This is a genomic window from Pseudomonas sp. Z18(2022) (assembly GCF_036346535.1).
GTDB classification, from domain to species: Bacteria; Pseudomonadota; Gammaproteobacteria; order Pseudomonadales; family Pseudomonadaceae; genus Aquipseudomonas; species Aquipseudomonas yamanorum_A.
Genome location: NZ_JAOTOA010000024.1, coordinates 58,125 through 83,400 on the forward strand (window position 1 = coordinate 58,125; position 25,276 = coordinate 83,400).

The 25,276-nt window shown below is 63.4% G+C and carries 25 protein-coding genes; 19 read left to right on the forward strand and 6 right to left on the reverse strand.

Annotated features, from left to right (window positions below; translation table 11 throughout):
- Positions 1-66: 66 nt before the first annotated feature.
- Both V3W39_RS29095 and V3W39_RS29100 read right to left on the reverse strand, forming a co-directional pair.
- Positions 67-693 carry a TetR/AcrR family transcriptional regulator gene (locus V3W39_RS29095; RefSeq protein WP_177122072.1) on the reverse strand — a complete coding sequence of 209 codons (627 nt, stop codon included), beginning with the start codon at positions 691-693 and terminating at the stop codon, positions 67-69.
- Positions 694-754: 61 nt separating this feature from the next.
- Entirely contained in the window at positions 755-1,795 is a 1,041-nt protein-coding gene (locus tag V3W39_RS29100) for a LacI family DNA-binding transcriptional regulator (protein ID WP_177047946.1), read from the reverse strand.
- Between the two features lie 205 nt (positions 1,796-2,000).
- Here V3W39_RS29100 and V3W39_RS29105 point away from each other — a divergent pair, with 205 nt between their 5' ends.
- The 3 genes from V3W39_RS29105 to V3W39_RS29115 are packed head-to-tail and all read left to right on the forward strand — an operon-like array spanning position 2,001 to position 6,537.
- Positions 2,001-4,241, forward strand: coding sequence for a TonB-dependent receptor (locus tag V3W39_RS29105; RefSeq protein WP_177114926.1), 2,241 nt, complete (start codon positions 2,001-2,003; stop codon positions 4,239-4,241).
- 2 nt (positions 4,242-4,243) lie between these two features.
- A complete protein-coding gene (locus V3W39_RS29110; protein WP_177134243.1) occupies positions 4,244-5,575 on the forward strand; it encodes an LLM class flavin-dependent oxidoreductase in 1,332 nt (443 codons plus the stop codon).
- Positions 5,572-6,537 carry a sulfonate ABC transporter substrate-binding protein gene (locus tag V3W39_RS29115; RefSeq protein WP_330213847.1) on the forward strand — a complete coding sequence of 322 codons (966 nt, stop codon included), beginning with the start codon at positions 5,572-5,574 and terminating at the stop codon, positions 6,535-6,537. Before V3W39_RS29110 ends, V3W39_RS29115 begins: the two co-directional genes overlap by 4 nt.
- On the opposite strand, the gene V3W39_RS29120 is transcribed toward V3W39_RS29115, so the two are convergent.
- Both V3W39_RS29120 and hpaR (V3W39_RS29125) read right to left on the reverse strand, forming a co-directional pair.
- Positions 6,507-8,897: a TonB-dependent receptor gene (locus V3W39_RS29120; protein ID WP_330213848.1), complete on the reverse strand. Its 2,391-nt coding sequence runs from the start codon at positions 8,895-8,897 to the stop codon at positions 6,507-6,509. The genes V3W39_RS29115 and V3W39_RS29120 overlap by 31 nt on opposite strands.
- Before the next feature lie 87 nt (positions 8,898-8,984).
- Positions 8,985-9,407: a homoprotocatechuate degradation operon regulator HpaR gene (gene hpaR, locus V3W39_RS29125; protein ID WP_330213849.1), complete on the reverse strand. Its 423-nt coding sequence runs from the start codon at positions 9,405-9,407 to the stop codon at positions 8,985-8,987.
- Positions 9,408-9,619: 212 nt separating this feature from the next.
- Between hpaR (V3W39_RS29125) and V3W39_RS29130 the strand changes: the two genes are divergently transcribed.
- The gene (locus V3W39_RS29130; RefSeq protein ID WP_330213850.1) at positions 9,620-10,876 is read left to right on the forward strand and encodes an OprD family porin; all 1,257 of its coding nucleotides are present in this window, start codon (positions 9,620-9,622) and stop codon (positions 10,874-10,876) included.
- An 11-nt stretch (positions 10,877-10,887) separates the two neighbouring features.
- Here V3W39_RS29130 and hpaA read toward each other — a convergent pair whose 3' ends face one another.
- Positions 10,888-11,790, reverse strand: coding sequence for a 4-hydroxyphenylacetate catabolism regulatory protein HpaA (gene hpaA, locus V3W39_RS29135; protein WP_177047956.1), 903 nt, complete (start codon positions 11,788-11,790; stop codon positions 10,888-10,890).
- Positions 11,791-11,933: 143 nt separating this feature from the next.
- Here hpaA and V3W39_RS29140 point away from each other — a divergent pair, with 143 nt between their 5' ends.
- The 8 genes from V3W39_RS29140 (at position 11,934) to hpaI (ending at position 19,272) form a co-directional block, all read left to right on the forward strand.
- On the forward strand, positions 11,934-12,599 hold the full coding sequence (locus V3W39_RS29140; RefSeq protein ID WP_259198465.1) for a fumarylacetoacetate hydrolase family protein: 666 nt from the start codon (positions 11,934-11,936) through the stop codon (positions 12,597-12,599).
- Complete coding sequence (locus V3W39_RS29145) at positions 12,596-13,366, forward strand: fumarylacetoacetate hydrolase family protein (RefSeq protein WP_177079385.1); 771 nt, start codon at positions 12,596-12,598, stop codon at positions 13,364-13,366. Before V3W39_RS29140 ends, V3W39_RS29145 begins: the two co-directional genes overlap by 4 nt.
- A gap of 5 nt (positions 13,367-13,371) precedes the next feature.
- Positions 13,372-14,832 (forward strand): 5-carboxymethyl-2-hydroxymuconate semialdehyde dehydrogenase, encoded by a 1,461-nt coding sequence (hpaE, locus tag V3W39_RS29150; protein ID WP_330213851.1) that lies wholly within the window; start codon positions 13,372-13,374, stop codon positions 14,830-14,832.
- 64 nt (positions 14,833-14,896) lie between these two features.
- Positions 14,897-15,754 carry a 3,4-dihydroxyphenylacetate 2,3-dioxygenase gene (gene hpaD / locus V3W39_RS29155; protein ID WP_122513623.1) on the forward strand — a complete coding sequence of 286 codons (858 nt, stop codon included), beginning with the start codon at positions 14,897-14,899 and terminating at the stop codon, positions 15,752-15,754.
- Positions 15,755-15,893: 139 nt separating this feature from the next.
- Positions 15,894-16,286, forward strand: coding sequence for a 5-carboxymethyl-2-hydroxymuconate isomerase (locus V3W39_RS29160; RefSeq protein ID WP_330213852.1), 393 nt, complete (start codon positions 15,894-15,896; stop codon positions 16,284-16,286).
- Positions 16,287-16,335: 49 nt separating this feature from the next.
- Complete coding sequence (locus V3W39_RS29165; protein WP_177047977.1) at positions 16,336-17,640, forward strand: MFS transporter; 1,305 nt, start codon at positions 16,336-16,338, stop codon at positions 17,638-17,640.
- Between the two features lie 10 nt (positions 17,641-17,650).
- On the forward strand, positions 17,651-18,454 hold the full coding sequence (gene hpaH, locus V3W39_RS29170) for a 2-oxo-hept-4-ene-1,7-dioate hydratase (protein WP_330213853.1): 804 nt from the start codon (positions 17,651-17,653) through the stop codon (positions 18,452-18,454).
- Between the two features lie 17 nt (positions 18,455-18,471).
- Positions 18,472-19,272: a 4-hydroxy-2-oxoheptanedioate aldolase gene (gene hpaI / locus V3W39_RS29175; RefSeq protein WP_330213854.1), complete on the forward strand. Its 801-nt coding sequence runs from the start codon at positions 18,472-18,474 to the stop codon at positions 19,270-19,272.
- A gap of 119 nt (positions 19,273-19,391) precedes the next feature.
- Here the strand turns inward: hpaI and hpaR (V3W39_RS29180) are convergent, their stop codons facing one another.
- On the reverse strand, positions 19,392-19,814 hold the full coding sequence (gene hpaR / locus V3W39_RS29180) for a homoprotocatechuate degradation operon regulator HpaR (protein ID WP_010175444.1): 423 nt from the start codon (positions 19,812-19,814) through the stop codon (positions 19,392-19,394).
- 195 nt (positions 19,815-20,009) lie between these two features.
- Between hpaR (V3W39_RS29180) and V3W39_RS29185 the strand changes: the two genes are divergently transcribed.
- The 7 genes from V3W39_RS29185 to V3W39_RS29215 all read left to right on the forward strand — a co-directional run.
- A complete protein-coding gene (locus V3W39_RS29185; RefSeq protein ID WP_330213855.1) occupies positions 20,010-21,308 on the forward strand; it encodes an NAD(P)/FAD-dependent oxidoreductase in 1,299 nt (432 codons plus the stop codon).
- Positions 21,309-21,428: 120 nt separating this feature from the next.
- Positions 21,429-21,794, forward strand: coding sequence for a cupin domain-containing protein (locus tag V3W39_RS29190; RefSeq protein WP_201122884.1), 366 nt, complete (start codon positions 21,429-21,431; stop codon positions 21,792-21,794).
- Positions 21,795-21,844: 50 nt separating this feature from the next.
- Positions 21,845-22,504: a helix-turn-helix transcriptional regulator gene (locus V3W39_RS29195; RefSeq protein WP_177079390.1), complete on the forward strand. Its 660-nt coding sequence runs from the start codon at positions 21,845-21,847 to the stop codon at positions 22,502-22,504.
- A gap of 85 nt (positions 22,505-22,589) precedes the next feature.
- Complete coding sequence (locus tag V3W39_RS29200; RefSeq protein ID WP_177047989.1) at positions 22,590-23,411, forward strand: molybdenum cofactor biosynthesis F family protein; 822 nt, start codon at positions 22,590-22,592, stop codon at positions 23,409-23,411.
- Positions 23,404-24,204 (forward strand): SDR family NAD(P)-dependent oxidoreductase, encoded by an 801-nt coding sequence (locus tag V3W39_RS29205; protein ID WP_177122062.1) that lies wholly within the window; start codon positions 23,404-23,406, stop codon positions 24,202-24,204. Before V3W39_RS29200 ends, V3W39_RS29205 begins: the two co-directional genes overlap by 8 nt.
- Positions 24,197-24,958 carry an SDR family oxidoreductase gene (locus V3W39_RS29210; RefSeq protein WP_330213856.1) on the forward strand — a complete coding sequence of 254 codons (762 nt, stop codon included), beginning with the start codon at positions 24,197-24,199 and terminating at the stop codon, positions 24,956-24,958. The genes V3W39_RS29205 and V3W39_RS29210 overlap by 8 nt, the downstream gene beginning before the upstream one ends.
- 138 nt (positions 24,959-25,096) lie before the next feature.
- Positions 25,097-25,276 (forward strand): hypothetical protein (locus tag V3W39_RS29215; protein WP_330213857.1); only part of this gene is annotated, 180 nt, incomplete at its 3' end.

A 25,276-nucleotide genomic window follows, 5' to 3' on the forward strand; every position in this document is an offset into this window, starting at 1 on the left:
CACCGCGTTAATCCAGGATGCCCGCGTTATCGTTGACGTCCTTCGCGAGCAAGCTCGCTCCTCCATTCACGCTCGTATGGCCGCATCGACCCGCGCGATGTAGGTATCGAAACGCGCCACCAGGTCCACCTGATCGGGAAAGCGCAGCCACTGGATCTGCAAGCCGTCCATCATGGCCAGGATCTCCTCCACCAGCCCGGCAATGTGCACGTCAGCACGCACCTCGCCCATGGCCACAAGGTCGGCAAACTGCCCGTGCAGGCGCCGATGAATGCCCGCATAACGCTCCTGGAACCAACCCCAGGCCGGGTGGGTGTCCAGCAGGCTTTCCGCATTCAGAATCGTAAAAGCCCGCACCACCCCCGGCGCAGTCGCGTTGGAGCGGTTGATCGCCCGCAGGCTGCCCAGCAAGCCGGACAATGACTTCTCGGCCCGGACCTCATCGGCAATCCGCTGATTGACCTCGTCCCGGCGTTGCAGCACGCCCATCAACAACGAAATCTTGCTGGGAAAGTGATGCAGCAGGCCGGCCACCGAGATGCCGACGATCGCGGCCACCTGCGCCATCGAGGCACCGCTGTAACCTTCCAGGGAAAACACCTGCAATGCGGCGTCCAGCAGTTCTTCCCGGCGTTTTTCACCTTTGGGCGCACGGCGGGATTTGGGCGCGGTAGCGGGTTGCGGCTCGGTCATTGGCAGGTCCTTTGGGCAGGCCTGCACCGTATCCAAAATGCCCCGCAGCCGCAAATAAACCTCAGGCGCTCTCGCGCTCGATCAAGCGGCAGGCCAGCAGGTTCAAACGCTGCACCTCCTCCTCGACCGGCAACACGCCCAGGCTTTCCAGGACCCGCGTGGCCGCCAGTACGCCAATTTCCAGGGCGGGCGGCTTGATGGTGCTCAGACTCGGCAAGAGCATTTCGGCAAACGGGTAATCACCAAAGCCAAGCACGGCACACTCCTCGGGGATTTTCAGCCCGGCCCGCTGCCCGGCCAGCAAGCCGCCGGCGGCCAGGTTGTCATTGGCGAAGATGATTGCGTCGGGCGGCACGGCGGCGCTCATCAATGCTTGCATCGCTTGCTTGCCCGCCTCGAAGGGCGCGCGGTCGGCGTCCGGGGCAAACACCCAGGGCTGCACACCCAACTCCAGCAGGGTGGCGCTGTAGCCATCCCGGCGTTCCAGGGCGCTGAAGTCCCCCGGCGCGCTGTTCTGCACAAAGGCGATGCGCCGATACCCCTTGCCATGCAGGTAGCGCGCGGCCGTCACGCCCACCTCGTAATGGGAGAAGCCGATCTGCAACGGCTCGCGCTCGGGTTGGTAATCCCAGGTTTCAACCACCGGGATATCGGCCTCGGCGATCATCTTCTCGGTGCCCGCACTATGGAAACGGCTGGTGAGCACCAGCGCCGCCGGCGACCAACCGAGAAACGCGCGCACCGCATTTTCTTCCTGCTCGGCGCTGAAGTAGCTGGATGCCAGCAGCAGTTGATAACCATGGCGGCTGAGGGTGTCGCTGAAGCCCTGGATGGTATTGGCGAAGATCGGCCCGGAGATGTTCGGAATCACCATGGCGACGATTCTGCCCCGGGCCGACGCCAACCCACCCGCCACCAGGTTGGGCACGTAGCCCAACTCGGCGACCACCGCCGCGATGCGCTCACGGCGTTCAGGCGAAACCTGCTCCGGCTGGTTGAAATAGCGCGACACGGTAATCGCTGACACACCGGCCTGGCGCGCCACGGTGTTCAAGGTGACACGGCCGGCACCACGGCGTTTCCGGGGTTTGTCTTCGCTCAAGGGACGATCCTGTTAAAAACCTAAAAGAATATAAAACTAATTTTTTAGTATTTGACGCTCTATGCCACACCTACCAATAATGCCGATGTTAGCGCTACCAAAGCGTTTTGTCTGCTACTCGCTCGAGCGAATGCCCAAGACAGTTTCAACGGCGCTGTCGTCGCAGAACGGCAGCGGTTCAGGGCATATTTCGAGCGGGCAGAGCATGCACACACATTCGGGGCAACCTCAAAAACTATCGCAATCCATACGCGCCGCCACCGGGCGCCGCGCCCATCTGGGCTGGTTACTCGCGGGTCTCGCCGCCCTGCCCGTGCCCGGTGCATTCGCGGCCGACGAGCAGGAACCCACCCTCAAGCCGGTCACGGTCACGGCCACCCGCCGCGAAGAGTCGCTGCAAAAAGTCCCGGTGGCGGTCTCGGTGCTCGATGGCGAACAGCTGGAGCGTGACAATCGCAATGGCGTGGCCAGTATCGTGCAGCAAGTGCCGTCGCTGAACTTCCGTACCGGTGCGTCGAACAAGGACACCTCGTTGTTCGTACGCGGTGTGGGCACCATTTCCACCTCGCCCGGGGTTGAACCCACCGTGGCGACGGTGATTGACGGCGTGGTGTACGCACGCCCCGGCCAGGCCACCCTCGACCTGCTGGACCTGGAGCGCGTCGAAGTCCTGCGCGGGCCCCAGGGCACGCTGTTCGGCAAGAATGCTTCGGCCGGCGTGCTCAATATCACCAGCAAGGCGCCGACGGCCGAGACCCACGGCTATATCGACCAGTCCTACTACAGCGGCAATGAGAGCCGCACCCGCTTCGGCCTTGGCGGCAGCCTGATTCCCGGCACGCTGAAGGGCTCCATCAGCGGGCTGTTCGGCACCTACGACGGCAACGTCGACAACAAGCACAACGGCCAGGAAGTGAACGGCTACAACCACCAGGGCGTGCGCGGCAAGCTGGAGTTCACCCCCAACGACGACGTGAAACTGACCCTGATTGCCGACTACATGCAGTCCCACGACGACGCGCCGAATGGCGTGGTGAGCAAATCCCTGACCCCGGCGTTCGCCAATGCATTGAACCCGGTGCGCGGCTCCAGCGACAACCGCGACATCAACACCGACACCCGCAGCCACGTGGAGGACACCAACAAAGGCCTGTCTGCCCAACTGGACTGGAACCTGGGCGACTACACCCTGACCTCGATCACCGCCTGGCGCGGCTGGGACAACACCCAATACCAGGACGGCGACCGCCTGGGCACCGTAACCGCCGCCTTCCCCGGCACCGCCGACAAAGGCCAACTGGCGTTCGATCAATACTCCCAGGAGCTGCGCCTGGCCTCGCCCAAAGGCGAATTCCTCGAATACGTCGGCGGCCTGTTCTACATGCACGGCAAGGACCAGGAAACCTACCAGCGCACCCTGACCACCACCACGCGCACCGACCGTGGCATCGCCGACTACGGCACTACCAGCGACAGCTACGCGGTGTTCGGCGAGACCACGCTGAATTTCACCTCGAATTTTCGCGGCATCGCCGGCCTGCGCTATACCCACGACGACCTGGAATACGATCACCGCCGCGTGTCCACTTCGGCCACGACCGTCAGCGGCATTCAACCGGCCACCAGCAGTTCCGGCTCAGTGGATGAAGACGGCTGGTCCGGCCGGCTGGGAGTGCAGTACGACCTGAGCGACACCGTCACCAGCTACCTTACCTACTCGCGCGGCTACAAGGGCCCGGCCTACAACGTGTTCTTCAACATGCAGCCACGGGACACCGACGCGCTGAAGCCGGAAACTTCCAACACCTGGGAAGTCGGGATCAAGGCCACCAGCTGGAACAACCGCCTGACCACCAACCTGGCGATCTTCCACAGCGACTACGATAACTACCAGGCGAACTTCTTCGATACCGTCGCCGGGCAAGTGGTGACGCGCCTGATCAACGCCGGCAGCGTCAGCACCGAAGGCGTCGAACTCGACTACACCTTGCAGGCCACCCAACAACTCAAGCTCTCCGGTGCGCTGGCCTACACCCGGGCACGTATCGATGAGTTCGCCTGCCCGCCGGGCGCGGCGGCGTCGTGCAACGTCAACGGCAAGCCGCTGCCCTTCAGCCCCGACTGGAAAAGCTACGTGCGCGCCGACTACAGCATCCCGCTGGATAACGGCCTGGATATCGAACTGGGTACCGACTACAGCTGGCAGAGCGAAGTGCAGTACGACATCAGCCAGAACGTCGACACCAAGCAAGGCGCCTACGGCATCTGGAACGCCAGCGTCGCCCTGGCCGACTACAACAACGGCTGGCGTGTGGCGCTGCTGGCGAAGAACCTCGCGGACAAGTCCTATTCACCGCTGCTGACCAGTGGCGGCAACTACATCTACCGCGCCGTACCCCGTGACGATGAACGTTACTTCGGCGTGCAACTGCGCAAGGATTTCTGAGCATGCCCCGTCACCTGAAACTCGGCGCGTTCCTGATGGCCACCGGGCACCACGTGGCCGCATGGCGCCATCCCGATGTACCGGCCAATGCGGGGCTGGACTTCGCCCACTACAAACGCCTGGCGCAGATCGCCGAGGCGGCGAAATTCGATGCCCTGTTCGTGGCCGACAGCATTGCCGCCGCCACTGGCGAGATCGCCAGTCGCATGGCGCGCTCGGACCATTTCGAGCCACTGACGTTGCTGTCGGCGTTGAGCGTGGTGACCGAACACATCGGCCTGATCGCCACCGCTACCACCAGCTACAACGAGCCTTACCATGTGGCGCGCAAATTCGCCTCCCTGGATCACTTGTCCGGCGGGCGCGCCGGCTGGAACCTGGTGACCTCGGACAACGCCGCCGAAGCCCGGAATTTCGGGCGAGACGAACACCTCGGCCACGGCGAACGCTACAGCCGTGCCCGGGAGTTTCATCAGGTGGTGACGGGCTTGTGGGACAGCTGGGAAGACGATGCCTTTGTGCGCGACAAGGCCAGTGGCGCCTACTACGACCCGGCGAAGCTGCATGTGCTCGACCATGTTGGCGAACACTTTCGGGTCAAGGGCCCGTTGAACGTAGCGCGCTCGCCTCAGGGCCAACCGGTGATTGTCCAGGCTGGCTCGTCCGAGGCAGGCCGTGAGTTGGCGGCACAAACCGCCGAAGTGGTGTTCACCGCCCAGACTTCATTGGCCAGTGCCCAGGCGTTCTATGCCGACCTCAAGGGTCGCCTGGCCCAATACGGGCGGGAGCCGGACGCGCTGAAGATCATGCCGGGGGTGTTTGTGGTGGTCGGGCAAACGCAAGCGCAGGCGCAGGAAAAGTTCGAGGCCTTCCAGCAGTTGGTCGAACCCGAAGTGGGCGTCGCCTTGCTGGGGCGCATGCTGGGCAATTTCGACTTGTCTGGCTACCCGCTGGACGGCCCGCTGCCGGAGCTGCCATTGACCGACAGCGGCCAGCGCAGCCGCCAGCAACTGCTGACCGAACTGGCGGGCCGCGAACACCTGAGCCTGGCGCAACTGGGCCGCCGAATTGCCGGTGGCCGCGGGCACTACAGCCTGGTTGGCACGCCCACGCAGATCGCTGATGAGCTGCAACACTGGTTCGAAAACGGCGCCGCCGATGGCTTCAATGTGCTGGTGCCGCACCTGCCGGGTGGGCTGGAGGATTTCGCCCAGTGGGTGGTACCGGAACTGCAACGGCGCGGCCTGTTCCGTACCGAATACGCCGGCACCACGCTGCGTGAAAACCTTGGACTGGCGCGGCCAGGCAATCGCTTTACGGAGAAACAGCCATGAAGATTTCCGCGCTGCTGTTGGCGCTGCTTGCCCTGACGCAAACCGCGCTGGCCGCCGACCCGGCGAGCCTGAGGATCGGCTACCAGAAAGGCTCGATCGCCCTGGTGCTGGCCAAGGAACATGGCCTGCTGGAAAAACGCTTCGACCAGACCAAGGTGCAATGGATCGAATTCCCCGCCGGCCCGCAGATGCTCGAAGCCTTGAATGTGGGCGCGCTGGACGTCGCGTCCACCGGTGATATCCCGCCGCTGTTCGCCCAGGCGGCAGGTGCCGACCTGGTGTACATCGGTGCCGAACCGCCCAAGCCGACGGCGGAAACCATTCTGGTGCAGGCCGACAGCCCGCTGCATACCATTGCCGACCTCAAGGGCAAGAAAGTCGCCTTCCAGAAAGGCTCCAGCTCCCACAACCTGATCCTGCGGGCACTGAACAAGGCCGGCCTGAGCTACAAGGACATCCAGCCGGTTTACCTGCCACCGGCCGACGCCCGCGCTGCCTTCGAACAAGGCAGTGTCGATGCCTGGGCCATCTGGGAGCCCTACTCGTCACTGGCCCTGAGCCAAAGCCCCAGCCGCGTGCTTGCCAACGGTGAAGGCTTGAACCTGTCCGGGCCGATCTATACCGCGCGCCGTGCCTACGCCGAGGCCAATGGTCCGTTCATCCACGCGCTGCTCGATGAACTCAGCGCCGCCGAAGCCCTGACCCGCAGCCAGCGCGAAGACAGCCTGCGGGTGCTGACCCGTTTCATGGGTTTGCCGGCCGGGGTGATTGCGCGGTATGTCGACAACCGGCCGCCATCGCCGACCCTGCCGATTGACGAGCACATCATTGAGGCGCAGCAACAGACGGCGGACCTGTTTTTCCAGAACCGCCTGCTGCCCAAGCCGGTGCAAGTCAGCAAAGCGGTGTGGCAGGCGGCCGAGGCATCGAATCAGAAGTCGACCGTGGCCGACAGCAAGTAAGTGCGCGGCGTCGACAAGGTCAGCCCCGGCTCGCTGTCATCCGAGGCACCGGCCGAACTCCAGTAGCGCCGGTTGGCCACGTTCTCGACATTGGCCCGCAGGGTGATGTGCTTGTCGTCGACCTTGAAGGCGTAGCGTGCACCCACGTCGAGGCGGGTCCAGGCGTCGATTTCCTTGACGTTGGACTGGTCCAGGTATTGCGAGCTGGAATAGATCCCGCGGCTGGTGAGGGTCAGGCCTTCAACGGTCGGCACATCCCACTCGGCGCCGAGGTTGACGTTGTACTTGGGCGTGGCCGGCGCGCGGTTGCCGTCGTAGGTGCCGTTGGTGGTGTTGGTCAATTCGCTGTCGATGTACATCACCCCGCCCAGCAGGCGGAAGCCCTTGAGCGGCTCGCCGAACACGCTGAGTTCCACGCCGTCGTTCTGGCGCTTGCCATTGGGGCCGAACACCAGGGTGGTGGCATTGGTCTCGTAGGCCGGCTGCTTGATCCGGAACACCGCCGCCGTCACCGCGAACGCCCCGGCGTCGTACTTGGCGCCGACTTCGACCTGGCGACTGATGAACGGCGGGAAGATTTCGTCATCGTTGACCGAGGTCGACGGTGCAACCTTGCCCTGGCTCAGGCCTTCCATGTAGTTGGCGTACAGCGACAGCTTGTCGGTGGCCTTGAACAGGATGCCGCCCGAGGGTGAAATCTTTTCTTCGTCGTAGGCGGTTTTGCCTTTGACGTCATCGGTCCAGTCATCCACCTTGACCCGCTGCCAGCGCGCACCGAGGGTCAGCAGCAGCCGGTCGTCGAAGAAGCCCAGTGTGTCGGACAACGCCACGCCGCTGAAGCGGTTCTCGGTGTAGACCTTCGAGTCGAGTCGCGTCGGCCTGCCGGGTGCAGGGATTTCCACCGGGTTGTACAGATTGCTCGTCCCGGACGCATACCGCGCGCCGCCGTTTTCGAAGTCCATGTAGAAGTAGCTGGCCGCCAGGTTGAGCTCATGGCTCACCGGGCCGGTATGGAACCAGTTGCGCACGCCTGCCGTGGCGGTGCGCACGTTTTCATCGCGGGTGAAGTCCCGGGGCTGCACGCTGAAATCACCGGCGTTGTTGGTCACCGATACCGCATGGCGCAGAAAGTCATGGTTACTTTTGCGTGCGCCGACGCCGCCGTAGAGCATCACGTTGTCGCTGAGGTCGAACTCACCGTTGACCGTGCCGAAGGTGTCGTTGGTGCTGGCCTTGCTCCAGGGCTGCGCGTAGTTGTGACGCACGTCGTTGGCGCTCGGCACATTGGCCTTGGGGCCGACCTGCACGCGCTCTTGCGGGGCGTCGGTGTCGCGCTCGGTGCGGCCGATGTCGGTGGAGAGCCGCAGGCGGTCGCCGCGAAAATCCAGGCCGAGTACGGCCATTTCGCGGTCGACGCTCTGGTGATCCCAGGTGGTGTCGCCGGACTGCTTCACGCCGTTGAAACGCAGGCCGAACTTGTTGTCTTCACCGAAACGCCGGCCGATATCCACGGCGCCACCCGCCTGGCTGTCGGAGGCCCAGCTGCCGGTGAACGAGGTGATGGGTTTGTCGGTGGCGCGCTTGGGCACCACGTTGATCCCGCCGCCCACGCTGCCCCGGGGCGAGATGCCGTTGATCAACTGGCTGGGGCCTTTGATGATGTCGACGCGCTCGGCCATTTCCATGTCGATGGTGTAGGTCGGCAGGACGCCGTAGAGGCCGTTGTAGGCGACATCACTGTTGAACAGGCTGAAGCCGCGAATGGTGAATTGCTCATAGCGCCCGCCGGCCGGGTTGGTGGCGCGCACCGAGGGGTCGCTGGCAATCAGGTCGCCGAGGGTGCGCGCCTGCTGGTTCTTGACCGCCTCGCTGGTGTAGGTGGTCATGCTGAACGGGGTTTCCATGAAGTCCCGCGAGCCCAGCAAACCCTGGGAACCACGGCGCGCCACCTGGCCACCGGCGTAGGACTCGCTGCCGGCATCACTGGTGGTGCCGAGAATCGAAGTGGGCGCCAGTTGCAGGCTGCCACCTTCGGGAATCGGGGTCAGCATGTAGGCCTGCTCGCCCATGGGCTGCAGTTGCAGGCCGGAGCCTTGCAGCAGGCGCGCGAAACCTTCTTCGACGCCGTATTCGCCCGACAACCCGCTGCTGTTGCGGCCGCTGACCAGCGCCGGGTCCACCGACAGGTTGACCCCGGCCAGCCCGGCGAAACGGGTCAACGCGGCACTCAGGCTGCCGGCCGGCACCTGGTAACTGCGCCGGGACGCGCCGTCTTCGGCGTAACTGATGGGGACGAACAACGGGCTGGCGCTCAGGCTCAGCATGAGGCTGAAATTCAGCAACGGACGTAGGGCGGGCATTGGCAAAAGCTCTCGATTTTGTTCACTTACCTGGAATGACCAGCCAGGTGAAAAAAGGGGACAGGCTTCAGCCAATATTTTTTGAAATTACGGTTTGATGCCTTTCAGCTTTTGCAGCAGCTCCATCAATTGCTCCAGGGATTCCTCGCCGAACTGCTCCTGAATCTTCAGGTAGTTGCTTTCCATCCCGGCGCTCATGTCGACAAAACACTGCTGCCCCTGTTCGGTCAGGGCGACGAACACCCGGCGCTGGTTTTCGGCGGATTTGCGCCGGCGCACGATGCCGTCACGCTCCAGCCGCCCCAATACGCCGGTCATGCTTGGCTTGAGGATGCACGCCAGGTGCGCCAGTTGGTGGCTTTCCAGTTCACCTTGCTGGCGCAGGATGCGGATCACCCGCCACTGCTGTTCGGTCAGGTCATGTTCATTGAGCAAAGGCCGGAAGAACGCCATGGTCGCTTCGCGGGCCTGGAGCAAGGTGAGCGTAAGGGACGGTCTGGGGGTGGGCATGGTTCACGCGCAGTAGAGGTCGAAGCGTCGAAGCTTAGAGTCGGTGCCCCGGGTGCGCAACCCAAGGCACGCGGCAAATCGTTAATTTCGAAATGAATTAGCAAAAACCTCTGAATCCGGCTATTCAGTTTAAAGATAACATGTTAACAATATGCCCGCCCCTGCCCCGGTGGCGGGCTCTACCAACAAAAACAACAAAAGGAACGCCCCTCATGCATTCGTGCCTCTTTCGCACGGCGGCAAGCGCTGGCCTGTGCGCCGCGTTTACCCCTCTGGTCGCCCACGCCGACTTTATCCAGGACAGCAAAGCCAGCCTGGACCTGCGCAACTTCTACATGAACCGCGACTTTCGCCAGGCCAACGCGCCGCAGAACAAGGCGGACGAATGGGCGCAAGGTTTTGTGCTGCGCCTGGAGTCGGGCTACACCGAAGGCGTGGTGGGTTTTGGCGTGGACGCCCTGGGTGAAATGGGCCTGAAGCTCGACTCCAGCCGCGACCGCCGGGGCACTGGGCTGTTGCCATCCGGCGCCAGCGGCGAGCCGGCCGACAGCTACAGCGAACTCGGCCTGACCGCCAAATTGCGCCTGTCGAAAACCGTGCTCAAGCTCGGCACCCTGCAACCGATATTGCCGGTGGCCGCCTACAACGACACCCGCTTGCTGCCGTCGACCTACAACGGCGAGCTGGTGACTTCCCAGGACATCGACGGCCTGACCTTGAACGTCGGCCGCCTGGAAAAACAAAACCTGCGGGACTCCTCCAACAACGAGTCCATGAGCTACGGCGGCGTCAACAGCAGCCACCTGGACCTGGCCGGCGGCACCTACGCGATCAATCCGCACCTGGCCGCGACCTATTACTACGCCCAGATGCAGGACATCTACCGCCAGAACTTTATCGGCCTGGTGCATGACCTGCCGCTGGCCGAAGGCGTGAACCTGCGCACCGACCTGCGCTACTTCGACACCCGCGAGCAAGGCAGCACCCTGCTGCGCAGCCCTGCCCGGGTGGACGGCGGGCGGATCGACAACCGCTTCTTCAACGGCATGTTCAGCCTGTCGGTGGGCGCGCACAAATTCGGCCTGGGCTTCCAGAACCTTTCCGGTGACGGCGACTTTGCCTTCCCGGGCCAGGACCCGTACTCGGTCAACCTGGTGACCATCAATATCTTCACCAAGGCCAACACCGATGCCTGGCAGGCGCGCTACGACTACAACTTCGCCGCCCTCGGCCTGCCGGGCCTGACCTTCATGACCCGCTACGTCGACGGCAGCCACGCGCAAACCGCCACCGTGCGCAACGGCCGGGAATGGGAGCGCGACACCGACCTGGTCTACACCGTACAAAGCGGCCCGCTGAAGAACGTCAACGTGCGGCTGCGTAACGCCACCCTGCGCTCAAGCAACGGCCTGACCAGCGACATCGACGAAAGCCGGGTGATCATCGGCTACACCGTGGCCCTGTGGTAACGCCGGGCGCCTCAACGCAAACCCGATTGACGCTGGCGGTACTCCCCCGGCGTCATCTGCGCATAACGCTGGAAGAACCGGCTGAAATACGCCGGGTCCTTGAACCCCAGCTGGTAGCAGATTTCATTCGCCGAACTGCCGGTGAACAGCAGCAGACGCCGGGCTTCCTGCATCAGCCGTTCGAGGATCAGGCGCTTGGACGGCAGGTCGGCGATGCGTCGGCATACCTCGTTGAGCCGCGCTTCGGTGACGCCCACACCGTCGGCGTAGCGCGACAGCGGCCAGTGTTGCAGGTAGTGGTCTTCGATCAGTTCGTTGAAGCGGTGGAAGATCCGCAGGTCTTCGTGCCGCGCCGGGCGGGCTTCCAGGGAATTGGCGCAGAGCCTGAGCAGGCTGATCATGATCAGGCGCGTCAGGCTGTCCAGGGCCGAGCCGCGTCCGCTGGCCTGGGCGTTGATTTCGCTGCACAACTCGTCGAAGAGGAATTCCAGGCGGCGCACCTCGGGATGAAACTCCGGCGCCAGTCGCGCCAGCGCCACACAGGCCGCCGGCAATTGCGCGCCGGGCGCCAGGCTCGGGTCGGCGTCGATCAACGCCCACACCAGTTGCTGGCGCACCGTCAGCACATGGCCGTCGGCGTCGGCTTCGGTGACGAAGGAATGCGCCACCGTCGGCGGTGTGAGGAAAAACATCGGCCCGGATTCGAGGTACTGCTGGTCATCCAGATAGACCCGCACTGCGCCCGTCTTGACGTAATGCACCTGGAAAAACCGGTCGTGGCGGTGCACCGGCATGTTGCGACCAAAAAACCCCGCCAGGTTGCCGAGCCTGTCGTAGTGCACCTCGGCATCGCTGTAACGCTGGTCGTAGACCTGCCCGATGTTGATGTTGGGGATCGGCTGACGATCGCTCATCACTGGATTCTCTTTGTTGTTTTGACTGCCCTGAAATATTGCCACGCTTGACGATAGTTAACATCTTAATTATAACGTTAACAGGTTAACGAATATTCCACGGAGCAGGTCCGAATCTGCCCCGCCACTGCCAGGAGAAAAGCATGAGCCGTGCCCTGCATGATGTTGCGAACGGCACCCTGTTCGGCGTTGCGCTGAACTACCAGGGGTTGCTGAACCAACGTCTCGCCGAATTCGAACAAGCGCCTTACCAGAAGCCACCGGTGAAGCCGGTGCTGTTCATCAAGACGCCCAACACCCGCAATGGCCACGACGGTGCGGTGCTGCACCCCCAGGGTGAACGCCTGCAACCGGGCCCGGCCCTCGGCGTGGTGATTGGCAAGACCGCCAGCCGGGTCAGCGTCGAAAACGCCCTGGAACATGTGGCGGGCTACACCATCGTCAACGAGTTCAGCCTGCCGGAAGACAGCTACTACCGCCCGGCGGTGAAAGCCAAGTGCCGGGACGGCTTCTGCGCATTGGGCCCGGAACTGGTGGCCCGTGACCAGGTTGCCAACCCGCACCAACTGAGCGTGAAGCTGTTCGTCAACGGTGAACTGCGCCAGCAAAACTCCACCGCCAATTTCGTGCGTAGCCTGCCGCAGTTGATCGCCGAGATCAGCGAGTTCATGACCCTGCACGAAGGCGATGTGCTGATCACCGGCACGCCCGAAGGCCGGGTGGATGTGCAACCCGGCGACACGGTGGAAGTCGAGATCAGCGGCCTGGGCCGCCTGGTCAACCACATCAAGGCAGAGGAGCTGTCATGAAACACGCCCGTATTCGCTTTGAAGGTGAAGCCCACCAGGTTCTGGTCGAGGCTGAAAATGCCGTGCGCCTGGCCGACGGCCGCCTGCTGGCCGAAGACCAGGTGGAGTGGCTGCCACCGGCCAGCGGCAGCATGTTCGCCCTCGGCCTGAACTACGCCGACCACGCCGCCGAACTGGCCTTCAAGCCGCCCACCGAACCACTGGCGTTCATCAAGTCCCCCGGCACCTACACCGGCCACAACCAGGTGACCTGGCGCCCGGACAACGTCGCCTACATGCACTACGAGTGCGAGTTGGTGGCGGTCATCGGCAAGCCGGCGCGCAACGTCAAGCGCGAGAACGCCCTGGAGTATCTGGCCGGCTACACGGTGTGCAACGACTACGCGATCCGCGACTACCTGGAAAACTACTACCGCCCCAACCTGCGGGTGAAAAACCGCGACGCCACCACGCCCGTAGGCCCGTGGATCGTGGATGTCGCCGACGTGCCCGACCCGAGCAACCTGAAGCTGCGCACCTGGATCAACGGTGAACTGCGCCAGGAAGGCAGCACGAAAGACATGATTTTCGACATCCCGTACCTGATCGAATACCTGTCCAGCTTCATGACCCTGCAACCCGGCGACATGATCGCCACCGGCACGCCCGAGGGCCTGGCCGATGTGGTGCCGGGGGATGAAGTGGTCGTTGAAGTGGAAGGCGTTGGTCGCCTGGTAAATCGAATTGTCAGCGAGGCGGACTTTTTCGCCGCCCGCAAAGAGGCTTGAGCAACATGATCAAACACTGGATCAACGGCCGTGAGGTCGAAAGCAAAGACACCTTCATCAACTACAACCCGGCCACCGGCGAAGCCATCGGTGAAGTCGCCAGCGGCGGCGCCGAGGAAGTGGCGCAGGCGGTAGCGGCGGCCAAGGAAGCCTTTCCGAAATGGGCCGGAACACCGGCCAAGGAACGTGCCCGCCTGATGCGCAAGCTCGGCGAGCTGATCGAACAGAACGTGCCGCACCTGGCCGAACTGGAAACCCTCGACACCGGCCTGCCGATCCACCAGACCAAAAACGTGTTGATTCCCCGGGCGTCCCACAACTTCGATTTCTTCGCCGAAGTCTGCACCCGCATGGACGGCCACAGCTACCCGGTGGACGATCAGATGCTCAACTACACCCTGTACCAGCCGGTGGGTGTGTGCGCGTTAGTGTCGCCGTGGAACGTGCCGTTCATGACCGCCACCTGGAAGACCGCGCCGTGCCTGGCGCTGGGCAATACCGCCGTGTTGAAAATGTCTGAGCTGTCGCCGCTGACCGCCAATGAACTGGGGCGCCTGGCGGTCGAGGCCGGCATTCCCAAGGGCGTTCTGAACGTGATCCAGGGCTACGGCGCCACGGCCGGTGACGCACTGGTGCGCCACCCCGACGTGCGGGCGATTTCCTTCACCGGCGGCACCGCCACCGGCAAGAAAATCATGCAGACCGCCGGCCTGAAAAAGTATTCGATGGAACTGGGCGGCAAGTCGCCGGTGCTGATTTTTGAAGATGCCGACCTGGACCGCGCCCTCGACGCGGCGTTGTTCACCATCTTCTCGCTGAACGGTGAACGCTGCACCGCCGGCAGCCGGATCTTCATCCAGGAGAGCGTCTATCCGCAGTTCGTCGCCGAGTTCGCGGCCCGCGCCAAGCGCCTGATCGTCGGCGACCCGCAAGACCCGAAAACCCAGGTCGGCTCGATGATCACCCAGGCCCACTATGACAAGGTCACCGGCTACATCAAGATTGGCCTGGAAGAAGGCGCCACCCTGCTGACCGGCGGCCTGGAACGCCCGGCCAACCTGCCGGCGCACTTGAGCCGCGGGCAGTTTATCCAGCCGACGGTGTTCGCCGATGTGAACAACAAGATGCGCATCGCCCAGGAAGAGATCTTCGGCCCGGTGGTGTGCCTGATCCCGTTCAAGGACGAAGCCGAGGCGCTGCAACTGGCCAACGATACTGAGTACGGCCTGGCGTCGTATATCTGGACCCAGGACATCGGCAAGGCGCATCGTCTGGCCTACGGCATCGAAGCCGGCATGGTGTTCATCAACAGCCAGAACGTGCGGGACTTGCGCCAGCCGTTCGGTGGGGTAAAAGGTTCCGGCACCGGCCGTGAAGGCGGCCAGTACAGCTTCGAAGTGTTCGCCGAGATCAAGAACGTGTGCATTTCCATGGGCAGTCACCACATCCCGCGCTGGGGTGTGTGAGCTCCCCCATTTGATCTTTGACAACACGCTTCCAAGACAAAAACAATTATTCAGGAGAATCATCATGGGCGAAGTCGTCCTGGCAGCAAAGATCTGCCACGTTCCCTCGATGTACCTGTCGGAACTGCCCGGCAAGCACCACGGTTGCCGCGAGGCCGCCATCGCCGGGCACAAGGAAATCGGGCGGCGCGCCCGTGAACTGGGGGCCGACACCGCCGTGGTGTTCGACGTGCACTGGCTGGTCAACAGCGGGTATCACGTCAACTGCGGCGAGCATTTCAAGGGCACCTACACCAGCAACGAACTGCCGCACTTCATCAAGAACATGGAGTACGAGTACCCGGGCTGCCCGGAGCTGGGCGAGTTGATCGCCGCCGAGGCCAACCTGGCCGGCGTGCGCACCATGGCCCACAACATCCCGAGCCTGGAGCTGGAATACGGCACCCTGGTACCGATGCGCTACATGCACATGGGCGTACCGGACGAGCAAAAATTCGACGTGATCTCGATTGCCGCGTGGTGCGCCTGGCACCGCCTGGAAGACAGCTTCGCGTTTGGCGCCGCCGTGCGCCGGGCCATCGAGAAGAGCGACCGCAAGGTGCTGGTGCTGGCCTCGGGTTCCCTCTCCCACCGCTTCTCGGACGACCGCGAAGCCGAAGCCAATATCCACAACTGGACCCGTGAATTCGACAAGCAGATGGACCTGCACGTGGTGGAAATGTGGAAGCAAGGCCGCTTCAAGGAGTTCTGCGCGATGCTCCCGGACTACGCCGAGCACTGCTTCGGCGAGGGCAAGATGCACGACACCGCGATGCTCCTGGGGCTGCTGGGCGGGCCGGACTACAACCAGCCGGCCGAGATCATCACCCCGCCGTTCGGCAGCTCGGGCACCGGGCAGATCAATGCCATTTTCCCATTATGAGCCTTGGCGAGGATCAATGTGGGAGCTGGCTTGCCTGCGATGCAGGCACCTCGGTGTATCTGTCTCACCAAGTTGATGCCATCGCAGGCAAGCCAGCTCCCACAGGAATCAACAGCGCCTCAAGCTAAAGGAGACACACATGCCGCACTTCATCGCCGAATACACCGACAACCTCGAACAGCAGGCCAACCTGCCGGCCCTGTTCGAACGGGTTCACGCCGTGCTGGGCGACAGCGGCGTGTTTCCCCTGGGGGGCATTCGCAGTCGCGGGGTGCGCCTGGACACCTGGCGCATGGCCGACGGCAAGCATGACTACGCCTTTGTCCACATGACCCTCAAGGTCGGCCACGGGCGGGACCTGGGAACCCGCAAGACCGTCGCCGAAGCCCTGTTCAAGGTCATCACCGAGCACTTCGCCGAGCTGCAATCCCAGCGGCTGCTGGCGTTGTCGTTCGAGATGATCGAGCTGCACCCCGAGCTGAATTTCAAGCAGAACAACGTGCACGCATTCCTGAAGAACCAGGCGGGCTGAGCACAGCCCGCTTTCCGCCCATGGCACTCAAACCAAAAAGAACAACATCATGAGCACAGCCAATACCGCCGACAGCACCACCCTGATCGAACATCAGCGCACCCACAGCATCGTCACCTGGCGACTGATGCCGTTGTTGCTGATCTGCTACCTGTTTGCCCACCTGGACCGGATCAACATCGGCTTCGCCAAGATGCAGATGAGTACCGACCTGCACTTCAGCGACACGGTGTACGGCCTCGGGGCCGGCCTGTTTTTCATCGCCTACGCGCTGTTCGGCGTGCCGAGCAACATGGCCCTGGACCGGGTCGGCCCACGGCGCTGGATCGCCTGCCTGATGGTGGTATGGGGCGTGCTGTCCACCAGCATGCTGTGGATCGAAAGCTCCACCGGTTTCTACGTGCTGCGCTTTTTGCTGGGGGTGGCCGAGGCCGGGTTCTTCCCGGGGATCCTGGTGTTTCTCAACCGCTGGTACCCGGCCCGACGCCGGGCCCAGGTCACCGCGCTGTTTGCGATTGCGGTGCCGATGGCCGGTGTGGTCGGCGGCCCGTTGTCCGGGGCCATCCTGGAGAACTTCCATGATTTCGGCGGGCTGCGAGGCTGGCAGTGGATGTTCCTGATCGAAGGCGCGCCGGTAGTACTGCTCGGTTTGGTCGTCCTGAAATACCTGCCCGACAGCTTCGAAACCGTGAAGTGGCTGGCGCCCGCGCAAAAGCAGCAACTGCGCGAGCAACTGAGCACTGAAGAACAGCGCAAATCCATCACCTCCTTCGGCGGCATCCTGCGTGACCCGCAGGTGTGGCTGCTGGTGGCGGTGTACTTCGCGGTGATGCTGGCGGTAAACACCCTGGCGTTCTGGATGCCCACCCTGATCCACGGCGCCGGCATCGGCCGCGACAGCCAGGTGGGCCTGCTGAGCGCCGTGCCGTACCTGGCCGGGTGCTTCTTCATGATCGGCTGCGGACGCTCATCCGACCGCAACCGCGAACGCCGCTGGCACCTGTGCGTGCCGTTGCTGATGTCGGCCATCGGTATTGCGGTGGCCGGGCTCTCGCCCACCAACCCGACCCTGGTGCTGGGCGGCCTGATCCTGGCCGGCATGGGCGCCAGCGCCGCGCTGCCGATGTTCTGGCAACTGCCGCCGGCGTTCCTGTCCAACAGCACCCAGGCGGCCGGCATCGCGCTGATCAGCTCGTTCGGCAGCATCGCGTCGTTCCTCGCGCCGTACCTGATCGGCTGGATGCGCGACACCACCCATAGCGCGAGCCTGGCCCTGTACGTGCTGGCGCTGCTTATCGCCCTCGGCGGCCTGCTGGTGCTGCGCACCCATGCGGCCATCGTCAATCCCCAGTAGAGATTTTGTCATGCTTGATCAAGCCCAAATCCAGCAAGCCGCCGCCCGCCTCGACCAGGCCGAGCGTTCCCGTGAACAGGTGCGCCAGTTTTCCCTGGAGCACCCGAACATCACCATCGAAGACGCCTATGCCATCCAGCGCGCCTGGGTGGCCCAGAAAATCAAGGACGGGCGCAAGCTGGTCGGGCACAAGATCGGCCTTACCTCCCGGGCGATGCAGGTGTCGTCGAACATCACCGAGCCGGATTATGGCGCCCTGCTCGATGACATGTTCTTCGACGAAGGCACCGACATCCCGTTCGAGCGCTTCATCGTGCCCCGGGTGGAAGTGGAACTGGCGTTCATCCTCGGCAAGCCGCTCAAAGGCCCGAACTGCACGATTTTCGATGTGCTGGACGCCACCGAATGGGTGATCCCGGCGCTGGAAATCATCGACGCCCGCATCCAGCAGGTGGACCCCCACACCAACGCCACACGCAAGGTGTTCGACACCATCTCCGACAACGCCGCCAACGCTGGTGTCGTCATGGGCGGCCGCGCCGTGCGCCCTACCGAGATCGACCTGCGCAAGGTGCCGGCGGTTTTGTACCGCAACGGCGTGATCGAGGAATCCGGGGTGTCGGCCGCCGTGCTCAACCACCCGGCCAAGGGCGTGGCCTGGCTGGCGAACAAGCTGGCGCCGTACGACGTCACCCTGCAACCTGGCCAGATCATCCTCGGCGGCTCCTTCACCCGCCCGGTGGCGGCGAATCCGGGTGACACCTTCCATGTCGACTACGACATGCTGGGCTCCATCTCCTGCCGCTTTGTCTGACCCTGGAGGACTGTTTCATGGACATGCCCATCAACCGCTTCAAGCAGCGCCTGCAACAGGGCGAAACCCAGATTGGCCTGTGGCTCGGCCTGGCCGATGCCTACTGCGCCGAACTGGCCGCGAATGCCGGGTTCGACTGGCTGCTGATCGACGGCGAGCACGCGCCCAACGACCTGCGCGGCATGCTTGGCCAGTTGCAGGCGGTTGCGCCGTACGACAGCCAGCCGGTGATTCGCCCGGTAATCGGCGATACCGCGTTGATCAAGCAGGTGCTGGATATCGGCGTGCAGACGCTGTTGGTGCCGATGGTGGAGACGGCTGATCAGGCCCGGCAGCTGGTGCGGGCGATGCGTTATCCGCCCCTTGGCGTACGTGGCGTGGGCAGTGCGCTGGCGCGAGCGTCGCGCTGGAACAGCATTCCCGGTTATCTGGATGAGGCCGATGCGCAGATGTGCCTGCTGGTGCAGATCGAGAACCGCGAAGGCCTGGAGAACCTCGACGCGATTGCGGCGGTTGAAGGGGTGGACGGGGTGTTTATCGGGCCGGCGGATTTGAGTGCGGCCATGGGGCATCGGGGCAATCCCGGGCATCCGCAGGTGCAGGCGGCGATTGAGGACGCGATTGTGCGGATTCAAAAAGCCGGCAAGGCGGCGGGGATCTTGAGTGCGGACGAAAAGCTGGCGCGGCGGTATATCGAGCTGGGGGCGGCGTTTGTGGCGGTCGGGGTGGATACGACGGTGTTGATGCGCGGGTTGCAGGGGTTGGCTGCGAAGTTCAAAGACACCGCAGCACCGGCCATTACCGGCGGCGTGTACTGACTTCCTCCGTAGCAGCTGTCGAGCCCCAGCGAGGCTGCGTCTGCGGTGTGTCAGGTACACCGCAGACGCAGCCTCGCTGGGGCTCGACAGCTGCTACGCGATGTATCTGAAGCGGTGTTTCAGCGTTTGATGGTTTTCAACTCATCCAACAACCCCAACAACACCTGCAACTTCTCCTCCCCGAACTGCCCCTGCAAGCGCTGGTAATTCTCTTCCATGCACTGGCTCATCGACTCGAAACTCGCCTTGCCCTTCTCCGCCAGCGTCACCAGCACCCGCCGCTGATCCTGCTCGGCCTTGCGCCGGTGCACCATCCCCGCCGCTTCCATGCGCACCAGCACGCCGGTCATGCTCGGCTTGAGAATGCACGCCAGTTCCGCCAGTTGGTAAATCTCCAGCTCGTCATGCTGGCTGAGAATTCGGATAACCCGCCATTGCTGTTCGGTCAGCCCGTGCTCATTCAACGAAGGCCGGAAAAAACTCATGGCCGCTTCACGGGCCTGCAACAGGGTCAAGGTCAGGGATTGTCTGGGTTTCAACATAGGCTCAGGGTCACGATAGATTTAGTTAATGTTTTAACGAAACTCTACCACTCTCCTCCGCGCCTCACGCTATAACTTGTGAGGCAGGCGAAGGCTCTGGCGCGCAGGATCAAAAAGCCCGGCACACAGAATCAAGACATCCAGCGCGCCAACGGCCTTAATACACTCATTAGCTCTTCACTGTCAGGCAGCGCAATGATCAATATCGAAACGCCTACCTATTACACGGCGACCAAGAAATACAACCTCAGCTTCCCCACCCTGGAACAGGACGTGGAAGCCGACGTGATGATCATCGGCGGCGGGTTTTCCGGGATCAACACCGCCCTGGAACTCGCCGAAAAAGGCATCACCAACATCGTCGTGCTGGAAGCGCGGTACCTGGGGTTTGGCGGCACCGGGCGCAACGGTGGGCAGATCATGGCCGGCATCGGCCACGACCTGGAGAAGATCAAGAAGGACGTGGGTGAAGACGGCCTGCGCCAGATCTTCGAGATCAGCGACCTGGGCGCCGACATCATCAAGAACCGCATCGCCAAGTACGACATCGATGCCGACTTCTGCCACGGCTACGGCTACATGGGCTTCAACGCCCGCCAGGAAAAGACCCTGCGCGCCTGGGAAAAGGACTTCAAATCCATCAACACCCAACACGAGATCCGCTTCCTCGGCGGCTCCGATGTGAAGCAGATCATCGGCTCCGACGCCTACAGCAGCGCCCTGCTGCACATGGGCGGCGGGCATGTGCACTCGTTGAACCTGCTGCTGGGCGAAGCCAAGGCCCTGGCCGGCCACGGTGTGCGGATTTTCGAGAACAGCCCGGCGCTGGAAGTCAGCTATGGCGAACGCATCACCGTGCGCACCGGCCGCGGTTCGGTCAAGGCCAGCAAACTGCTGTGGGCCTGCGACAGCTTCCTCAACAAGCTGGAACCGGAACTGCACCGATCGACCATCAACACCTATGCGTTCCAGATGATGACCGAGCCATTGTCTGAAGAGCTGATCAAGCGCATCAGCCCGATTCGCGGGGCTTACAGCGACATCCGCCCGGTGATCGACTACTACCGCGTCACCAACGAAAACCGCCTGCTGTTCGGTGCCGCCACGCCTTTGGTGGAGCACATTCCCGGCGATCTGAAAGCCTGGAACCGCAACCTGATGCTGAAGATTTTCCCGTACCTCAAGGACGTGAAGATCGACCTGGCCTGGGGCGGCCCGATGGCTTGCAGCCCGAACCTGTTCCCGCAGATCGGCACCCTGCCCGGGCGCAGCAACGCGTTCTATGTGCAGGGCTATTCAGGCTTCGGCGTGACCCCGAGCCACATCATCTGCAAGGTGCTGGCCGAGGGCATGAGCGAAGGCTCGGCGCGGTATGACCTGGTCAGCTCGATCCATCGCCCGACCATCCTCGGCAAAGACGCGATCCGCCCGCTGCTGCTCACCGCCGGCAAGTCCTGGCACCAGCTCTCCGGTTACTGGAACGGCCGCCGCTAAAACCCAACACCTGACACCTGTAGGAGCGAGCTTGCTCGCGAAAAACCTAAGGGCGCCGCGTTCATCCAGGACGCCAGCGCCCACATTGCCGCCTATTTTTTCTCATCAGGAGCAACTGCCATGACCCTCGTTACCCTCAAGAAAGACATCCAGCTATCCGAACTCGACGCCTGGGGCACCGTCGCCGACCTCGGTTCAACCATCCTCGAAGGCGAAGTCCGGGCCTTCGGCAAAATGACCTTCGGCGCCCCGACCGACGCGGTCAGCAGCGCCTATTTCGGCACCACCCAGGGCAAGTTCCGCATGGTCTATCCGTTCGCCGAACAGGCCACCGTGGTCACCGGCGAGGTGGTACTCACCGACGAGTCCACCGGCCAGAGCACCCGCTACAAGGCCGGTGACAGCTGGTTCGTGACCAAGGGCACCCCGGTACTGTGGGAAGTGGTCAGCGAAAGTTTCGTCAAACACTACTTCGCCGTGGTGTGATAGCCCCGGCTGCCGGCCCCCGTCGGCAGCCCTTTGGCGCAGGTGCCCCCATGCACACCCTCCCCGCCCACGAAGTCGCCGGCCAGTGCCTGCAGGCTTTTACCCGCTTGATTCCGGTCAGCCAGGCCGCGTTCTATTGCGTCGACCGGCAGCTGCAAGCCCGGGATTTCCAGTTGCACGGCATGAGCGGCGAGATGCACCGCGACTACCTCGACAACTACCGCCAGTTCGATCCCCTTCAACCGCGCAACTGCCTGTCCAGTGGCCTGGCCGTGGTGCCGCTGGGCCTTGCCATGGCCCGCCAGCCGGCGCGGGATACCCGACGGTATGGAGATTTTCTGCGGCGCTACGGCGTGGTGGATGTGGTGGAGATCCTCGCCCAGCGTGGCGGCCAGCCCCAGGCCGCCATTTCGTTGCTGCGCACCGCCGATCAAGGCGCCTTTACCGGCGAGCAACTGGCCCAGTTGAATGCCCTGCAAACCTTGCTGCAACTGGCCGTCGCCAACATGCAGCCCTCCGAAGAGGCGCTGGCCGGGTTGACGCCCAAGGAACGCCAGATCGCCCTGTTGTTGCGCCAGGGCGCCAGCAACAAACAGCTGGCCCAGGAGCTGGACGTCGGCCTGCCCACCATCAAGACCCACCTGATCAACCTGTTTCGCAAGACCGGTGTCAGCAGCCGTACCGAGCTGGTGGGCAGCCTGTTCCTGTAGCCGGCCTCAACCATCCGGTTGATGGTCGGGCCTGCTCCCGGGCGCGATGATCCGTGGTGTTCATCCACCCAACCGGAGCATCGCAATGACCACCCCTTCTGACTGGATCACCGTGGGCGCCCTGGCCGACGGCTTCGCCCCCGAGGCCTTCATCCTGCCGAACCTGGCAGACCTGAGCGGCAAAACCTTCACGCTGTACTTCGCCAATGGCTGGCAGATCGAGCACCGTTTCGAGCGCGACAGCCTGGCCTGGGTCGCCGCCGACGGCCACTCCAGCGGCAGCGCAAGCTACCGCGCAACCTCGGTGCGCCCGGGCCTGTACCTGGTGGATTTCATCAAGCGCGACGGTGCGCAAGCCTGGTCGGTGAGCCTGGTGCTCGACACCGCCAGCGCCTCATTCACCGCCGTGCTCGGGCGCATGCCCACCCAGGAACAGACCCGCGAAGGCCTCTACAGCCGCGCCCTCGCCGGCAAGCCGCTGACCTCGGTGGAAGTGGAGTTCCTCCACGGCAGCCTCGACCGCCCCTGGCAGGCCGGCCAATGCCCACACGCCCGCACCACCGAACTGACCGGCCTGCGCAACCAGTACCGCTACAGCCCGAGCGAGGTCTACGAGCACATCTACCTCAATCACCAGTTCTACGCCTGGCAGTGCCTCAAGGGCGTAGAGCAAGGCCTGTGCGACACCGACCGCTGCGACTACTACAAGATCGCCGACCAGCTGTACCTGTTCGTGTGGCGCGAAAAAATCATCCCCACCCTCGGCCTGGTGCTGATCGACCTGCAGCAGCACCGCAGCGACGGCAAGATCTTTGGCTATGCCGACGCCTCCTTCGATGCCCTGTCGAACTTTCCCATCAGCTCCTACTGCCAGGTGCTCAACCGCACGGAGCATCCTGATGACTGAGCCGCGCACCCTTGTGATCACCGGTGCCGGCACCGGCATCGGCGCCGCCTGCGCCCGGCTGTACGCCGCCGACGGTGCACAGTTGGTACTGATCGGCCGTCGTCGCGAACCGCTGGAGCAGGTTGCCCGGGAAACTGGCGGCCTTGTGCTGGTGGGGGATGCGGCCTGCCCGCAAACGTGGGAAGGGTTCGTCGCACAGATTCGCCAGCGCTATGGGCGGATCGACGTGCTGCTGGCCTGTGCAGGCGGGCATGGGGTTGGCAGCGCCACCGACACCAGCCCGCAGACCTGGGAAGCGGCAATGCGCAGTAACCTCGACAGCGCCTTCTACAGTGCCCGGGCGTGTTTGCCGCTGCTGCTGGAGAGCGCCGGGAATATTGTGCTGATGGGGTCGATTGCCTCCCTGGCCGCCGGGCCTGAAGTGTGCGGCTACACCACGGCCAAGCATGCGTTGCTTGGCCTCAACCGCTCACTGGCTCGGGATTACGGCCCGCGTGGCGTGCGGGTGAACGCGGTGTGCCCGGGCTGGGTGCGCACACCGATGGCGGATGAGGAGATGCGTCCGCTGATGGACTTTCATGGCGAGACGCTGCAACACGCCTATGACCGGGTGTGCGCCGACGTACCGTTGCGCCGCCCGGCCAGCGCCGAGGAAATCGCCAGGGTGTGCCGTTTTTTGGCGTCCAGTGAGGCGTCGATCATTACCGGGGCGACGCTGGTGGCGGATGGGGGTTCGAGCATCGTCGATGTGCCCACGCTGGCGTATGCGCATATGGAGGTGGGTCATGGATGAAGACCTGGATTTCACTGGCCGCAGCGTAGTGGTAACGGGGGGCGCCCAGGGCATTGGGCGGGCCATCGTCGAGGCGTTTGCCCTGCGAGGTGCGCGAGTGATGATCGCCGACCTGCAACTGGCCGAAGCGCTGGCGCTTGAGTTGTGCGGGCGCGGCTGCCTGGTGGAAGCAGTGACGGTGGATCTGGCGGACGCCGCTGCGGTATTCAGGCTGGTTGAAGGGGTGGAACAACGCTGGGGCCGGCTGGATATTCTGGTGCATAACGCTGGGTATTTTCCGCTGACGCCGTTTGCCGATATCACCCCGGCGATGCTCGAGCGCACGTTGGCGGTCAATTTGTCGGCGTTGTTCTGGCTGACCCAGGCGGCGCTGCCGATGTTTCGTCGCCATGGCCGAGGCTGCGTGTTGGTCACGTCTTCAGTCACCGGGCCGAGGGTCGCATTTCCAGGGTTGAGTCACTATGCAGCGTCGAAGGCCGGGGTCAACGGGTTCATCCGCAATGCCGCGCTGGAACTGGCCGGGCTGAATGTGCGGGTCAATGGCGTGGAGCCCGGCATGATCGCCACGCCGGCCATGGGCAATCTGGGGGATGACCAGGTGAACGCACAGATCGCCAGCCGGGTGCCGCTGGGACGGCTGGGTGCGCCGGCGGATATTGCCGGGGCGATGCTGTTTCTGGCGTCGGACCTGGCGGGCTATATCACCGGGCAGACCTTGGTGGTGGATGGCGGTTCGACCTTGCCGGAGGTTTAACGAAACGTCCTACCGAACGGCCAGATAACCTCTACTCCCCCGGTTTGAGAACCGCTGCAAAGTCCCTCGCCTGATTACACAGCGCGAGGGAACGCCGATGTCTTTTTCGATTACTGCTCTGCCCAGTGGGGCTGCCTCTTGATTCCCGCCATTGGCTTTTTCGTCGTGGCGGCGATGGACCCGAAGACGCGCGACGTCAATGCGGTTCTCAACGACTTCACACACTGCCTGAACACCTACGACGCATGGGCCGAGAGCTTCTGGAGCTTTTCGGCACTGGATGTCGAGCAGGTGTTCAAGGTCGGCGATGAGGTGTCG

Coding starts and splice junctions, on each gene's coding strand:
- V3W39_RS29095 (WP_177122072.1), bottom strand. CDS start 693: ATGACCGAGCCGCAACCCGCTACCGCGCCCAAATCCCGCCGTGCGCCC.
- V3W39_RS29105 (WP_177114926.1), top strand. CDS start 2,001: ATGCACACACATTCGGGGCAACCTCAAAAACTATCGCAATCCATACGC.
- V3W39_RS29110 (WP_177134243.1), top strand. CDS start 4,244: ATGCCCCGTCACCTGAAACTCGGCGCGTTCCTGATGGCCACCGGGCAC.
- V3W39_RS29115 (WP_330213847.1), top strand. CDS start 5,572: ATGAAGATTTCCGCGCTGCTGTTGGCGCTGCTTGCCCTGACGCAAACC.
- V3W39_RS29120 (WP_330213848.1), bottom strand. CDS start 8,897: ATGCCCGCCCTACGTCCGTTGCTGAATTTCAGCCTCATGCTGAGCCTG.
- hpaR (WP_330213849.1), bottom strand. CDS start 9,407: ATGCCCACCCCCAGACCGTCCCTTACGCTCACCTTGCTCCAGGCCCGC.
- V3W39_RS29130 (WP_330213850.1), top strand. CDS start 9,620: ATGCATTCGTGCCTCTTTCGCACGGCGGCAAGCGCTGGCCTGTGCGCC.
- hpaA (WP_177047956.1), bottom strand. CDS start 11,790: ATGAGCGATCGTCAGCCGATCCCCAACATCAACATCGGGCAGGTCTAC.
- V3W39_RS29140 (WP_259198465.1), top strand. CDS start 11,934: ATGAGCCGTGCCCTGCATGATGTTGCGAACGGCACCCTGTTCGGCGTT.
- V3W39_RS29145 (WP_177079385.1), top strand. CDS start 12,596: ATGAAACACGCCCGTATTCGCTTTGAAGGTGAAGCCCACCAGGTTCTG.
- hpaE (WP_330213851.1), top strand. CDS start 13,372: ATGATCAAACACTGGATCAACGGCCGTGAGGTCGAAAGCAAAGACACC.
- hpaD (WP_122513623.1), top strand. CDS start 14,897: ATGGGCGAAGTCGTCCTGGCAGCAAAGATCTGCCACGTTCCCTCGATG.
- V3W39_RS29160 (WP_330213852.1), top strand. CDS start 15,894: ATGCCGCACTTCATCGCCGAATACACCGACAACCTCGAACAGCAGGCC.
- V3W39_RS29165 (WP_177047977.1), top strand. CDS start 16,336: ATGAGCACAGCCAATACCGCCGACAGCACCACCCTGATCGAACATCAG.
- hpaH (WP_330213853.1), top strand. CDS start 17,651: ATGCTTGATCAAGCCCAAATCCAGCAAGCCGCCGCCCGCCTCGACCAG.
- hpaI (WP_330213854.1), top strand. CDS start 18,472: ATGGACATGCCCATCAACCGCTTCAAGCAGCGCCTGCAACAGGGCGAA.
- hpaR (WP_010175444.1), bottom strand. CDS start 19,814: ATGTTGAAACCCAGACAATCCCTGACCTTGACCCTGTTGCAGGCCCGT.
- V3W39_RS29185 (WP_330213855.1), top strand. CDS start 20,010: ATGATCAATATCGAAACGCCTACCTATTACACGGCGACCAAGAAATAC.
- V3W39_RS29190 (WP_201122884.1), top strand. CDS start 21,429: ATGACCCTCGTTACCCTCAAGAAAGACATCCAGCTATCCGAACTCGAC.
- V3W39_RS29195 (WP_177079390.1), top strand. CDS start 21,845: ATGCACACCCTCCCCGCCCACGAAGTCGCCGGCCAGTGCCTGCAGGCT.
- V3W39_RS29200 (WP_177047989.1), top strand. CDS start 22,590: ATGACCACCCCTTCTGACTGGATCACCGTGGGCGCCCTGGCCGACGGC.
- V3W39_RS29205 (WP_177122062.1), top strand. CDS start 23,404: ATGACTGAGCCGCGCACCCTTGTGATCACCGGTGCCGGCACCGGCATC.
- V3W39_RS29210 (WP_330213856.1), top strand. CDS start 24,197: ATGGATGAAGACCTGGATTTCACTGGCCGCAGCGTAGTGGTAACGGGG.